The sequence below is a fragment of the Rhodococcus sp. T9N genome (assembly GCF_024436645.1).
Lineage (GTDB): Bacteria > Actinomycetota > Actinomycetes > Mycobacteriales > Mycobacteriaceae > Rhodococcus_F > Rhodococcus_F qingshengii.
In genome coordinates this window covers 136,316-149,085 of the sequence record NZ_JAMSKS010000009.1, presented here as the reverse complement: position 1 = coordinate 149,085, position 12,770 = coordinate 136,316, and the positions used below count along the sequence as shown (strand labels likewise).

13 protein-coding genes are annotated in these 12,770 nt (G+C 62.9%); 7 read left to right on the top strand and 6 right to left on the bottom strand.

Annotated features, from left to right (window positions below; genetic code table 11):
* The first annotated feature begins 29 nt into the window (after positions 1-29).
* Genes tsaB through tsaD form a run of 3 tightly spaced genes read left to right on the top strand, consistent with a single transcriptional unit; the run spans position 30 to position 2,252 of the window.
* Entirely contained in the window at positions 30-713 is a 684-nt protein-coding gene (gene tsaB, locus M1L53_RS16850; protein ID WP_054188122.1) for a tRNA (adenosine(37)-N6)-threonylcarbamoyltransferase complex dimerization subunit type 1 TsaB, read from the top strand.
* 10 nt (positions 714-723) lie between these two features.
* Positions 724-1,218: a ribosomal protein S18-alanine N-acetyltransferase gene (gene rimI / locus M1L53_RS16845; protein WP_003940971.1), complete on the top strand. Its 495-nt coding sequence runs from the start codon at positions 724-726 to the stop codon at positions 1,216-1,218.
* Complete coding sequence (gene tsaD, locus M1L53_RS16840; protein WP_007728610.1) at positions 1,215-2,252, top strand: tRNA (adenosine(37)-N6)-threonylcarbamoyltransferase complex transferase subunit TsaD; 1,038 nt, start codon at positions 1,215-1,217, stop codon at positions 2,250-2,252. The genes rimI and tsaD overlap by 4 nt, the downstream gene beginning before the upstream one ends.
* A gap of 18 nt (positions 2,253-2,270) precedes the next feature.
* Here the strand turns inward: tsaD and M1L53_RS16835 are convergent, their stop codons facing one another.
* On the bottom strand, positions 2,271-3,860 hold the full coding sequence (locus M1L53_RS16835) for an Hsp70 family protein (RefSeq protein WP_042922496.1): 1,590 nt from the start codon (positions 3,858-3,860) through the stop codon (positions 2,271-2,273).
* A gap of 161 nt (positions 3,861-4,021) precedes the next feature.
* Here M1L53_RS16835 and M1L53_RS16830 point away from each other — a divergent pair, with 161 nt between their 5' ends.
* The gene (locus M1L53_RS16830) at positions 4,022-4,582 is read left to right on the top strand and encodes a potassium channel family protein (RefSeq protein WP_042922497.1); all 561 of its coding nucleotides are present in this window, start codon (positions 4,022-4,024) and stop codon (positions 4,580-4,582) included.
* A gap of 19 nt (positions 4,583-4,601) precedes the next feature.
* Here the strand turns inward: M1L53_RS16830 and M1L53_RS16825 are convergent, their stop codons facing one another.
* Positions 4,602-6,317, bottom strand: a complete 1,716-nt coding sequence (locus M1L53_RS16825) for a TIGR03767 family metallophosphoesterase (protein WP_007728613.1) — start codon at positions 6,315-6,317, stop codon at positions 4,602-4,604.
* A 233-nt stretch (positions 6,318-6,550) separates the two neighbouring features.
* On the opposite strand from M1L53_RS16825, the gene groES reads away from it, so the two are divergent.
* Both groES and groL read left to right on the top strand, forming a co-directional pair.
* Complete coding sequence (gene groES / locus M1L53_RS16820) at positions 6,551-6,850, top strand: co-chaperone GroES (protein WP_003940763.1); 300 nt, start codon at positions 6,551-6,553, stop codon at positions 6,848-6,850.
* 86 nt (positions 6,851-6,936) lie between these two features.
* On the top strand, positions 6,937-8,547 hold the full coding sequence (gene groL / locus M1L53_RS16815) for a chaperonin GroEL (protein ID WP_003940715.1): 1,611 nt from the start codon (positions 6,937-6,939) through the stop codon (positions 8,545-8,547).
* A 74-nt stretch (positions 8,548-8,621) separates the two neighbouring features.
* Here groL and M1L53_RS16810 read toward each other — a convergent pair whose 3' ends face one another.
* The 4 genes from M1L53_RS16810 to M1L53_RS16795 all read right to left on the bottom strand — a co-directional run bounded on the left by M1L53_RS16810 (position 8,622) and on the right by M1L53_RS16795 (position 11,245).
* Positions 8,622-9,359: an anti-sigma factor domain-containing protein gene (locus M1L53_RS16810; protein WP_054188123.1), complete on the bottom strand. Its 738-nt coding sequence runs from the start codon at positions 9,357-9,359 to the stop codon at positions 8,622-8,624.
* Between the two features lies 1 nt (position 9,360).
* Positions 9,361-10,029, bottom strand: coding sequence for a sigma-70 family RNA polymerase sigma factor (locus M1L53_RS16805; protein ID WP_007728615.1), 669 nt, complete (start codon positions 10,027-10,029; stop codon positions 9,361-9,363).
* Between the two features lie 88 nt (positions 10,030-10,117).
* Positions 10,118-10,783 (bottom strand): fasciclin domain-containing protein, encoded by a 666-nt coding sequence (locus M1L53_RS16800; RefSeq protein ID WP_007728616.1) that lies wholly within the window; start codon positions 10,781-10,783, stop codon positions 10,118-10,120.
* Between the two features lie 165 nt (positions 10,784-10,948).
* Positions 10,949-11,245 carry a WhiB family transcriptional regulator gene (locus tag M1L53_RS16795; RefSeq protein ID WP_003940939.1) on the bottom strand — a complete coding sequence of 99 codons (297 nt, stop codon included), beginning with the start codon at positions 11,243-11,245 and terminating at the stop codon, positions 10,949-10,951.
* A 768-nt stretch (positions 11,246-12,013) separates the two neighbouring features.
* Between M1L53_RS16795 and M1L53_RS16790 the strand changes: the two genes are divergently transcribed.
* The gene (locus tag M1L53_RS16790; protein ID WP_042926374.1) at positions 12,014-12,712 is read left to right on the top strand and encodes a hypothetical protein; all 699 of its coding nucleotides are present in this window, start codon (positions 12,014-12,016) and stop codon (positions 12,710-12,712) included.
* Positions 12,713-12,770 lie beyond the last annotated feature (58 nt).

The window sequence follows — 12,770 nt, the reverse complement described above, 5'->3', positions numbered from 1 at the left end:
TTCTTCACGTGCGGGTACCCTGAGAAATCGTGCTTGTTCTCGCAATTGACACCTCCACTCCGGCAGTCACTGCCGGAGTCGTCTCCTTGTCGGCTTCGTCGCCGGACCCAGTGTCACCGGACGCAGAGTCACCGGACACAGTGGAGACGCTTGCCGTGCGTGTCACGGTCAATCCTCGTGCGCACGCCGAGGTCTTGACCCCTCACGTCCTCGAATGCCTCGCCGAGGCAGGGCTCACACCGGCCGACTTGAACGCCGTCGTCGTGGGTGTCGGGCCAGGGCCGTACACCGGACTGCGTGTCGGCATGGCGACGGGCGCTGCCTTCGGTGACGCACTCGGTGTTCCCGTGTACGGCGTGTGCAGCCTCGATGCGATCGCGGCTGCGGTACCGACCACACCGAGCCTGCTCGTCGTGACTGACGCGAGGCGTCGCGAGATCTACTGGGCGCGCTATGACGGCGGAGTGCGCGTCGAAGGACCGGCTGTGAATTCCGCCGGCGACGTCGATCCTTCGCCTTCGACGCTGATTGCCGGATCCGCTTCGCACGTGGACTTCTTCGATCTACCCGTCGACCCGGCGGAGACACCTTCACCGGCCGGGTTGGTGACAGTCGCTGCTCGCGAGATCCTGTCCGGCTCGGTTCCGGCCCCGCTGGAGCCGCTGTACCTCCGACGCCCGGACGCGAAGACCCTTGCAGAACGTGGCAAGTGAGACAGAGCAGATGAAGTACAGCATCGAGCCGATGAACGTCGATGACGCCGAACGGTGCGCGGAGTTGGAGCGCGCGTTGTTCGCAGGCGACGGACCCTGGAGCGCACAAGCGTTCGTCTCGGAACTTGCAGGCGCACATAATCATTACTTCGTTGCCCGGGAGCCTGACGGTCACGTCCTTGGCTACGCCGGAGTCGCATTGTTGGGGGCGTCGCCGAACATGGAGGCCGAGGTTCACACCATCGGTACAGATCCCTCGGCTCAGCGACTCGGAATCGGCGGCGCGTTGCTCGATGCGCTTCTGACTCTGGCGGATTCACGGCAGTGCCCGGTGTTCCTGGAAGTGCGCACCGACAACGAACCTGCCATCGCGCTGTACCGGCGCGAAGGATTCGAGATCGTCGGAACACGAAAGAAGTACTACCAGCCCAGTGGGGCAGATGCGTACACGATGAGACGGCCTGCCGTGCTCGGTGTCCGCGAAATTGAGGAGCAGCAAGCATGATCGTCATGGGTGTCGAAAGTTCTTGCGACGAAACAGGTGTCGGTATCGTCCGCTGGAACGGTGACGGAACCTGCGAATTGTTGGCCGACGAGGTGGCATCGAGCGTGGATCAGCACGCCAGGTACGGGGGAGTGGTTCCCGAAGTGGCCTCGCGGGCTCACCTCGAGGCGATCGTGCCGACGATGCGCCGTGCCCTTGCTGCCGCCGGTATCGAGAAGCCCGACGCGCTGGCCGTCACCATCGGACCCGGCCTGGCCGGCGCGCTGCTGGTCGGTGTAGCCGCAGCGAAAGCCTATGCGGCAGCATGGAACATCCCGTTCTATGCGGTCAATCATCTCGGCGGTCACGTCTCGGTGGACACTCTCGAGCACGGTCCGTTGCCCTCGTGCGTCGCATTGTTGGTCTCCGGCGGTCACACACACCTGCTTCACGTCGAAGATCTGGGAAAGCCCATTGTCGAACTGGGCACGACTGTCGACGACGCCGCCGGTGAGGCCTTCGACAAGGTGGCCAGACTGCTCGGACTCGGCTTTCCCGGTGGACCGGCACTCGATGCTGCTGCGCAAGAGGGAGATCGGAACGCAATCGCCTTCCCTCGCGGCATGACGGGGCCGCGCGATTCGCGGCACGACTTCTCGTTCTCGGGACTCAAGACGTCCGTCGCGCGCTATGTCGAATCGAAAGAGCGCGCAGGCGAGACCTTTTCGATCCCGGACATCGCTGCCTCGTTCCAGGAAGCGGTTGCAGACGTCCTGACGATGAAGGCAGTGCGTGCAGCCAAGGACGTCGGGGTCGACACGTTGGTTCTCGGCGGCGGCGCCACGGCCAATTCGCGTATCCGCTCACTCGCCGAGCAGCGCTGCGCCGAAGCGGGCATCACGTTGCGCATTCCGAAACCTCGACTGTGCACGGACAACGGCGTGATGATCGCATCGTTGGCCGCTCACCTGATCGGAAACGGCGCAGGCCCTTCGGAATTGAGTGTTGCGACGGACCCGGGTCTGTCGGTCTCCGTCAGCCAGTTGATGCACTGAAAATCGGCCGACTGAGAATCAGCCGACCGGGGCCGGTTCCCGATCCGGTGTGGTCGCGGGACCGTTTTCGGGCATCGAGGTATTCGGTTCACCGGGCTTCGTCGTCGGATCACCGCCACCAGGGGTAGTGATTTCGGTTTCGGTGGAACCGGATCCAGGAGTCTCCGGCGTCGTCGGGTTCTCGCCGCCGCTCTCACCCGGGCCGAGACCGCCGCCGGGGTTTGCCTCGGTCGGATCGACCGGGGGCGTCGCCTCGGTGTCCGGCAGCGTCGGCCACCACGCCGGTGGATCGGGCAGCGTGATTCCGGGAATGGTCGGCCAATTCGGAGTGGTCGTTGTCGTGGTCGGCGGCGTGGTTGTCGTCGAGGTGTCCGGGATCGGCGCAGGCGGAAGTGTGTACTGATGCGTTGTGTACGAGTGCGTGTCGTAAGGCTGCGAGTCGAACGGGGTGGTGGGATACCCGTACCGAGGATACGTGCTGCCGGCTACCGAAGGCAGAGGATCATGAGACGGAATGATCGTCGATCCGGTGCTCGGTGTCGCTTCGGGGCTCACCGTCGTCGTGGTCGACCCGGTTCCGACGGGCGAGACCGCGGTGTCGTCGGTCGGCACCAATTCCTTTGCGCCGTAACCGAGTACCAGTCCGCCGACCACGAGCGCACCGATCAACGCTCCCGAGACCTTGGCGGTGGATCCGGAGCGCTGGTCACTTCCGGAGCCCAGCAGCGGGAAACGAATTGCGGTGATCGAATCTGCCAGGAGTGCAGCACCTTTGGTTGCCGCAGTCTCGGGCTCGACGATCTCGACCATGGGGACGTCGACGGCAGCGGCGACGGCGGACCGCACGGCCGGAATATGTGCGCCACCGCCGATGAGTACAACGGCACCGACGGGCCGCGGTGAGCCCTTCACGACTTCACGGATGAAGGTGACGGCGCGCTCGATATCCGGGGCGATGATGGCCTCGAACTCGTCGCGCGTGATCGCCATCGCGTCGATCGGAAGGTCGATGGTCACCTTGGTGGACGTGGACAGTTGCTCTTTGGCGACATGGCACCGGGCGGCAAGAAGTTCCGCGTCGGTGTACCGGCGCAAGTGCCCTGGCGCCTTCTCCGTCACGAAGTCGACCAATGCCCGGTCGATTCCGGCCCCTGCGAGGGCGTCGATACGGTCGGAGTGCAGAACTTCACCGGTGTGGTCGACGACGGACACCGTCAGACCTTGATCACCGACGTCCACCTGAGCTGTCGTGTCGTACCGCTCGGTTTTCCCTGTCTCGGCGAGATACGCGTGTACGGCGGCAGGCTCGGGGATTGCACGGACCTGCTTCGGCGAGCGCGAAAGAGATGACCTGATGCTCGCGAGTTGATCGTCCGTGCGATAGCTGACACCGATCGAGCGCGGCGCTTCAGATCCGTCCGTCACCTGCGTCGTCATCAGTTTGATGGATGCTCTGACAAGGTCACCGACGTTGGAATTGGCCTGATCCGCCGAGACGAAGCGAGTCTCGGCAGGCACGGCGCCTGGCGCGTTTGTGCTGGTATCGGTGTCGACGAGTGCTGAATAGACACCGGAAGATCCAGTGGAAATTCCCAGTGAACAACTCATCGCACACCTCCTCACAGTCAATACCGGTCAATGTTCAATCGACCGCCGTTATATGAACGTTACAGAAGGTTCGTGAGGATTGCTCAGTGCTTTTCGTCTCCGTGACGTCCTTTTCGGACCGAAAGGGTGGTTTTACCTGCGAAATTGTCGATCATTGATTCATGCGGAAAAAAGGCGATTCTCCCCACATCGACCGGGAACGACGACGCGCGCTGATCCGTGGTGCAGTGCTTCGACCCACGCTGACGGTGATCGCCTTCGGATGCGCGTATTTCTTTCTGCCGTGGATCGATGTACATACCGCCAGTGCAATCTTCCTCTTGATCGGTGGAGGCGCCGCGGTACTTGCCGTGACCACCTGGCAGGTGCGGCGAATTCTGCGTTCCGATGTGCCATCTCTGCAGGCGGTCGAAGCTGTGGCGGTGGTGATGCCGACGTACTTGTTGTTGGTGTCCATCACCTATTTTTCGGTCGAGCATGCAAGCCCTGGCAGTTTCACCGAACCGCTGTCGCGTATGGCGGCGCTGTACTTTTCGTTGTCCGTCTTCTCGACAGTCGGATTCGGTGACATCGCCGCGCAGACGGACCTTGCCCGGGGGCTCGTGAGCCTTCAGATCGTCTGCAATCTGGTGTTGATCGGATTCGGCGTTCGATTCGTCGTTGCCGCAGTGTCGTGGGCGAAAGCGCACCGCTCGCCTTCGAGCGGACCTGAAATCACCTAGGACACTGCGGCAATCGGAGTCATCGTCCGGTGTGGACCAACAATTCGACGTTCTGGTCGACGCCGGTACCCGTCAGCTTCGGGTCGCGGTGGATGTCGTTGAACGACAGTTCGCGGTACAGCGAGGCGAGCCCGGCTGCCGACTTGTCGCTGTAGTCGACGGAATTGGGACTCTCCGCCTCGAAGAGCGTCGCAAGCAACGACACCGTTCCGTCATGGTTGTCCGCGATCTCGATGATGCGTCCGAGTTGCGGGTAGTCGATGTGCGAGGCGGTGTTGATCTCCCAGAAGCCCTGCTCGGGGGTCGCGCCGGGCCACGGGGTGATCTTGTTCTCGTGGGTGTGTCCGTTGACCCAGGCAAGTACGTTCGGGAAACGATGCAGCAAGTCGAGAAGCTGTGAACCGCGCAGGCGTGGCTCGAGGACGTTCTCGGGGTCGGGAATGAGATTGTCCATCGTGTCGCTCGTGTGGTGACTGAACAGCACGAAATACGTGTCACCTCGCGACTCGGTGACGCGAGAGCCCGCGGCGTCGTAGTAGGTGCTGCTGCCGGCGCGCAGGGTGTTCTCGATCCACTGGAACTGAGCGGCGCCCAGCGAACCGTCGACGAGGCCCGCGCGGTTGGTGGAGTCCATGCTGATGCCGACGACGCCCGGTGCGATCTCGAACGAGTAGTAACCGATACCGGTTTCGCCGGCGTCGGGGGCGAAACCGTGTCCGACGGGGCCGGGACCGGTGTGCGCGGGATCAAGATGTGCGGCGATGAACTGTCGCGGTGTGAACGGCGCGCGCGACGGGTCGGGGGTGACCTGGCGCGGCGGCGTCGTGAAGGCGGACAGGATTCCGGGTATCGCACTGGGATCGAACTTGGTGGCGACGTCGATCTGCTTGGCCTGCTCCGGTGAACCAGGCACCTCGAACTTGAGAGATCCCGTGTACATCGCTTCGAGCGGCGGGATGCCGCTGGGCACCGTGCCGGACACCGAATCGTCGTGGTTGCCGAACACGCAGTACCAAGGGGTGTTCAGGCCGGGGCTCGACACGGGCGTGAAAGCGGCACCGAAGAAATCGGGGATCTCCGGGAATCCGGCCTTCTTGTACATGTCGAGCATCGGTGACTCGGGGTTCCAGTAGAGATCGGCACCCGAGTTCTGTACACCCTCGTAGCGGTCCTTGGCACCGGTGTTGGCGACGACGGTTCCGCCGTTGAGTGAGGTGAGGAACCAGTCGAGTTCGGCGAATTCCTTGTTGTCCGTGTTGTCGCCGGTGGTGACGACGGCATCGAAGGGGCGCGACGTGTGCGGGCCACTGCCGATCGAATTGACCCGGCGGACAAGTGAAATCAGCCCGTGCGCCGTCAGGGTCTCCTGGGGGCGGAACGCCGAGCCGGTGATCTGGTGGACGTACTCGAATCGCATGGGGGACTGGGCGTCGACGATGTGGACGTCGGTCAGCTGCACGAGTGAGGCGAGTGCGGTGCGTCGGTCCTCGCGTCCCGACTTCGGCTCGGCCAACTCGCTGCGCACGATGTTCGCCCAACCGGGTCCGGCGGTGAGCTTGGTGTAGCCGCTGCTGCTGACGGGGGTGGACACGGACTCGAGAGTGGTGCCAGGACCTGACGTCGGAATGGTCGACGCGCCTGCATATTGCAGGCCCCACGGCTTGCCAAGGCTGACCGCGCCGACGGCGCCGAGTCCGGCGAAGGTCAGAAAACTACGGCGATTGATGTTCGTCACGAAGTGAACAATAGGTGAACGTGGTGGACGGCTGTCCTGTTTCGCTCTGGACGAAGAGAAAAATGCGCCCAGTCCTTGAGGGTTGGCACTCTCACGTATAGAGTGCCAATTGGCGCTGATCGAGTTCCGGCACCCGCGACGACGGGACTGCAGTGACGCGCCGTAAACGGCATACCCAAACAGCTGTCCGAGGATCGCCTCGGACGCACATACCCCAAAGTGGAGGGCTCATCGTGGCGAGCGTCAACATCAAGCCGCTCGAGGACAAGATCCTCGTCCAGGCCAACGAGGCTGAAACGACGACGGCTTCCGGCCTGGTCATTCCTGACACAGCCAAGGAAAAGCCCCAGGAGGGCACCGTCGTTGCAGTCGGCGAAGGCCGCGTCAACGAGCAGGGCAACCGCATCCCGGTCGACGTCAAGGAGGGTGACACGGTCATCTACTCCAAGTACGGCGGAACCGAGATCAAGTACGCCGGCCAGGAATACCTGATCCTGTCGGCACGCGACGTGCTGGCTGTCGTCTCCAAGTAAGACACACGTGATCCGCCCCGGAGTCCACCCAGGATCCCGGGGCGGAATGCGTTCACGCCCCGAAGATTCAGGAGCTGACAGAACAGATGTCCAAGCAAATTGCGTTCAACGAGACCGCACGCCGCGCTCTCGAAGCCGGAGTCGACAAGCTTGCCGACGCCGTCAAGGTGACCTTGGGCCCGCGTGGACGCCACGTCGTGCTCGCCAAGGCATTCGGCGGCCCCACCGTCACCAACGACGGTGTGAGCATCGCCCGTGAGATCGAGCTCGAAGATCCCTTCGAGAACCTCGGCGCACAGCTCGTCAAGAGCGTCGCCACCAAGACCAACGATGTTGCCGGCGACGGCACCACCACCGCGACCGTTCTGGCCCAGGCCATCGTCCGCGGCGGACTCAAGAACATCGCAGCGGGCGCGAACCCGATGGCTCTCGGCGTCGGCATCAACGCCGCAGCCGACAAGGTCGTCGAGGAACTGCTCGCCGCAGCCACCCCCGTCGAGGGCGAGAAGTCGATCGCTCAGGTCGCCACCGTCTCCTCGCGTGACGAAGAGATCGGCAAGCTCGTCGGCGAGGCACTCACCCGTGTCGGAACCGACGGCGTCGTGACGGTCGAGGAATCCTCCACCGTTGCAACCGAACTCGTTGTCACCGAAGGTGTTCAGTTCGACAAGGGCTACCTCTCGCCCTACTTCGTCACCGACATCGATGCGCAGAAGGCCGTCTACGAAGACGCGCTGATCCTGCTCTTCCGCGAGAAGATCAGCTCACTTCCCGACTTCCTTCCGCTGCTCGAGAAGGTTGCCGAATCCGGAAAGCCGCTCTTGATCATCGCCGAGGACGTCGAGGGTGAAGTTCTCTCCACCCTCGTGGTCAACTCCATCCGCAAGACCATCAAGGCCGTCGCCGTCAAGGCGCCGTTCTTCGGTGATCGTCGCAAGGCATTCCTCGACGACCTCGCAGTCGTCACGGCAGGCACCGTCATCAACACCGACGTCGGCCTCTCGCTCAAGGAAGCCGGCCTCGAGCTGCTCGGCAGCGCTCGCCGCGTTGTCGTCACCAAGGACGAGACGGTCATCGTCGACGGTGCAGGCACCGCTGACGACATCGCGACCCGCGTTGCGCAGCTGCGTCGCGAGATCGAGAACACCGATTCGGATTGGGACCGCGAGAAGCTCGAAGAGCGTCTGGCGAAGCTGTCCGGCGGCGTGGCCGTCATCAAGGTCGGCGCAGCCACCGAAACCGATCTGAAGGAACGCAAGTTCCGCGTCGAGGATGCGGTCAACGCAGCCAAGGCAGCAGTTTCCGAGGGCATCGTCCCCGGTGGCGGATCGGCTCTCGTTCAAGCCGGTACGGCTCTGATCGGGAACCTCGGCTTGACGGGTGACGAGGCCACCGGCGTTGCCGTGGTCCGCGAAGCCCTCAACGCCCCGTTGTTCTGGATCTCCAGCAACGCAGGCATCGACGGTTCCGTCGTTGTCAGCAAGGTCGCCGAGATGACCAAGGGCGAAGGCTTCAACGCTGCCACCCTCACCTACGGCAACCTGCTTGCCGACGGCGTCGTCGACCCGGTCAAGGTCACTCGCTCGGCAGTGGTCAACGCCGCTTCCGTCGCGCGCATGATCCTCACGACCGAGAGCGCCGTCGTCGAGAAGCCGACCGAGGAAGTTGCCGACACCGGACACGGTCACAGCCACTGACTCGCTGCTCGTAGTTTCAACAAAGAAGAGATCCCCCACCGGATTCCGGTGGGGGATCTTTTTTCGTCTGGCGATCAGATGAGCGGGATCGTTGCGAACGGCTCGCTCGTCGGCTGCTGCGATCCGCCGGGCGGTTCGACAGTGAACGCCAACTTCGTATTCGGACCGATGCCGTCGAGCACCACCTGGGTAGTGGGTTTGACGTCACCCGGAGCCATCGTCCCCATCGGGATCATCGTGGTGTCGTCGGTGTCGCCCGGCACCAGCCACATCTGGTAGACGGTATCCGGACTCGGGGGAGTCACATCGTTCATCACGAGGACTGCGGCGTCTTCGGAGGGCGAGAACAGCGTCGTGGCACTACCGCCGCCCGGGATTTCACGCGTCGTGGCATGAACGTCGGGTGCTGCCATGATTTCGGACGCGGGGTTCTGCGGCGGCGTGTTGTCGGACAGCGTGCGCCCGATTCCGATGCCGCCGACCAGGATTGCGACTGCGGCGGCCGCCGCAAGAGCCACGGTCCACGGGCGTCGACGGTTACGGCGCTCGGCCAGCGAAACGGGGGCATTGGGAGCAGCGGCCTGCTCTGCGATCGAGGCAAGGACGCTGCTGCGCAGCGACGGCGGGGGCTCGACGGCGTCGACGACGGTCATCGCGGCCATGGTTTCGGCGGTGAGCCGGACCTGGGCGTCGAATTCGGCGTGGGTCGCGGAGTCCGAAGCGGCAAGTCGTTTGTCGACCTCACGGCGCTCGTCGAGGTCCAACGCATCGATCGCGTAGGCGTACGCGTAGTCGATCAGCTCTTCGTCCATCTCACATCACCCCCAAACATCCACGTAGGCGCAGTAGTCCGTCGCGAATTCGCGACTTGATCGTGGGAATCGCCACGCCGAGATCTTCGGCCACCTCGCGGTACGTTCGGCCGCCGTAATAGGCGAGAGTCACCGATTGGCGCTGAGTGTCCGTCAGCGTTTCGAGACAGTCGGTGACAGCACGATGCTCGTCTCTTCGTGTCACTTCGTCGCTGACGACGTCGAATTCGGGAGTGGCATTGGTGGTGTCGTAGAGAGCCTGTCGATCCGAACTCGACTGTTCGGAGCGCACGCGATCCACTGCGCGCCGGTGAGCAAGTGTCAGGAGCCAGGAAAGCGCGGACCCCTTGGCAGGGTCGAAGCTGTCGGCTGATTTCCAGGCCTGGAGGTAGACCTCTTGGACCGCTTCCTCGGAGAAACCTGGATCACGGAGTACACGAAGAACCATGCCGTACACACGGGAGCTGGTTCGGTCGTAGAACTCGGCGAAGGCGCTCTGGTCGCCACCGGCGACGTTCGCGAGGATCACTGCCAGCTCGCGTGATTCCGCGATTCGCGCGGTGCGGGCCGCAGAATTGTCCGTCGGGCATGCGTCGGCCGCATCCGACGCATGGTCTGGCTCGCTCACGAAGAGTTGTCTCGCTTCATCGCGTACAACCGTAGCGTGCATGTCCGGTTCTTTTCTCTTGGCCCGCCGTTGGCCGCTGTGCGCCTTTATTAACCGCGGGGGGTTGATAAAGGCGCACAGCAGGTGGGGACTACTGCGGCATCAGCACCGAATCGATGAGGTAGACGGTGGCGTTTGCGGTCTTGACTCCACCGCAGACGACAGTTGCGTCGTTGACCTTGATGTTGTCACCGGATCCGGTGACGGTGACCGTTCCGCCCTCGGCGGTGGGGTGCGTTCCGTCGATCGCGTCAGGGGCGATCTGGCCGGGAACCACGTGGTAGGTGAGGATCTTGGTCAGCGTGGCGCTGTCCGTCTTGAGGCTGTCGATCGTGGCGGGGTCGATCTTGGCGAATGCCGAGTCGATCGGTGCGAAGACGGTGAACTCGCCGCCGTTGAGGGTGTCGACCAGGTTGACGTCCGGGTTGAGCTGGCCGGAGACTGCCGCGGTCAAGGTGGTGAGCAACGGATTGTTGGATGCCGCTGTGGCAACCGGATCCTGGGCCATTCCGCTGACCGATCCGGCGCCGCTCGGCACTGCAGCTGCGTAGTCGGCACAACCGGCACCGACCAGATCAGAAGCGGGCTCTGCCATCGCGCTGCTGGGAGACATGCTCGATCCCATGGCAGAAGACGTCATGGCGGCGCTGGACGTGTCGGTCGACGAATCGTTGTCGTCCGAGGAGCAACCGACCACGCCGAAGACGGCGAAAGAGGCTGCTGCGGTGACTGCCAGAACTCGAGTAGAGGTGTTCATGGGTCTGCCTTCCTGAAGGGATGTGCTGAGGTGCACTGTCAGAAGGCATTCGGAGGCGGGCGTCGGTCGGATGGGTCGTGTCGGAAATTCTTTTCGACGGTGTCCCGTCCACACGCAAAAGCCCCCGAAAACTCTCGGGGGCCTAGAGCGCTCTACCTACGTGTATCAGGAAGCTATGCGGGTGGTGCGACGGTGGCGCGCGTGTAGTTCACGTTCGGTTTCCGACATTCCTCCCCAGATGCCGTACGGCTCGGCGACGGTCAGCGCGTGGCTGCGGCACTGCATCAGGACCGGGCACTGACGGCACATCTCTTTTGCGCGGGTTTCGCGCTGGGCACGTGCTCTACCGCGTTCGCCATCGGGATGGAAGAACATGGAGGAGTCGACTCCGCGGCACAGACCGTGCATCTGCCAGTCCCAGATGTCTGCGTTGGGGCCTGGAAGGTGATTCGGTGCAGGCATGTTGACTCCTTACTGCAAGCTCGCGTTGATCAACGAGCGGACCAAGTTGCCCGGAGGTTATCCGGGCCTTCTGAATCGTTCACGCTTGCTAACCGTAAGGGTGCTGAGTAAATCGCGTCAATAGGCTCGTTCAGTGGCGATCGGCATATATCGAAATGCGAGAGTTAACGAAGTATATATTTACATTTCGGGCCCCTCGTGCGTTGTTCTGCGCCGATGTCGAAATTGGGTCGATCGAGGTGGCGGCCGGCAAGCCTGGCAGCTCGAGATGCGAAACCCACAGATCAGGGATATGTTCGAGGCTGATCGCCCGGCGAAATCACTCGGTCATTCGGCTCGGTTTGCGTCATTTGTCCGATATTGCGTGGGCGGGGTTGCACTCCATTTCGGGACTTAGTGCCCAAGTTTCAACTAGGACATCCGTCCAATAAGTAATGCGCAGTTAACGTCACGGATATATGCCCGTTAAATATCATTACGAGTACATTTGGCAAATCTCAGTTGAATATCTGATTAACTCCGACAAACTTGCCTTTTCGTGTTTCGTGCGACTTTTGGCATCGTTGGTGTGACGCCGGTCGTGCGAATGTCTGCTCGTGCTGCTGCGATGATCAACCTGTGTCGACACCTGCGCGCCCTCAATCACCTGTGCCCAACGAAACAACTGCACTTCCAGGGTCCCTCGAGTCTGCCGCGTTCGGTGCGGATCCGGATCTCGACCGCCTCCCGGCGCCTTGCTCTACCCGAGATTGGTGGACAACGGCAGTAGTGCTGGGTGGTCAGGGCCACTACGCAAGAGCGCGGGCTGCATTGGATGTCCTCGATCGGCTCACGGCCGGGTTCTCGACGCACTCGGATCGAGTTCTTGCCTCTCTGTCTGCCAGCACGAGGGCGTCGTTTCTTCGCCAGAGCGGACGCCATGCACTCGCGTCCACGTGGGACGGGCGCGCACTGGCGATCGTCGGCGGCCTGCCAGGTGATCCAGAGGCTGCCTGTGACGCTCTGACCGGTCTGGCCGCAGACGCCCTCGGCTGTGGCAGGCTCCCGCTCGGCTGGCGCCTGCTGGCGCAATGTCGGGCGCGTCTGGATGCCGAGGGCGGGCTGTGGCGGCAGGAAATTCGGATCGAATGGGTCTCCGCAGAATTGGCGTTGGCGGGAGGCGACTTCGCTCGTGCCCGCAGACACGCAGAACGCGCCGTCGAATTGTCAGCGGAATCGGAGTCTGTGCGGCACCGCGTGAAGTCGGGTCTGCTGCGTAGCGCCGCGCTGACCGGAACCGACGCGAGCGCAGCCGTGAAGATGGCAGCAGATGTGTTCGCGCGGTGCCGGCAATACGGCCTGCTGCCCCTGGCCTGGGCGTCGTCTCTGTTGATCGAAGGTGTCAGCGGTGAGAGAACCTCACCGAGTGCCCGGGAGATCGGCGATCTGATTGCGATGCGTGGTGGATCACTCCTACCTTTGTCGTAACCACTCCACCGAAGTCTCCGGAGAACATTCCAGAAGGAGCTGTATCGATATCGCGACT

Bases quoted from the DNA above. Each gene is read 5' to 3' on its own strand.
- rimI (WP_003940971.1), top strand. From the start codon at position 724: ATGAAGTACAGCATCGAGCCGATGAACGTCGATGACGCCGAACGGTGC.
- tsaD (WP_007728610.1), top strand. From the start codon at position 1,215: ATGATCGTCATGGGTGTCGAAAGTTCTTGCGACGAAACAGGTGTCGGT.
- M1L53_RS16835 (WP_042922496.1), bottom strand. From the start codon at position 3,860: ATGAGTTGTTCACTGGGAATTTCCACTGGATCTTCCGGTGTCTATTCA.
- M1L53_RS16830 (WP_042922497.1), top strand. From the start codon at position 4,022: ATGCGGAAAAAAGGCGATTCTCCCCACATCGACCGGGAACGACGACGC.
- groL (WP_003940715.1), top strand. From the start codon at position 6,937: ATGTCCAAGCAAATTGCGTTCAACGAGACCGCACGCCGCGCTCTCGAA.
- M1L53_RS16810 (WP_054188123.1), bottom strand. From the start codon at position 9,359: ATGGACGAAGAGCTGATCGACTACGCGTACGCCTACGCGATCGATGCG.
- M1L53_RS16805 (WP_007728615.1), bottom strand. From the start codon at position 10,029: ATGCACGCTACGGTTGTACGCGATGAAGCGAGACAACTCTTCGTGAGC.
- M1L53_RS16800 (WP_007728616.1), bottom strand. From the start codon at position 10,783: ATGAACACCTCTACTCGAGTTCTGGCAGTCACCGCAGCAGCCTCTTTC.
- M1L53_RS16795 (WP_003940939.1), bottom strand. From the start codon at position 11,245: ATGCCTGCACCGAATCACCTTCCAGGCCCCAACGCAGACATCTGGGAC.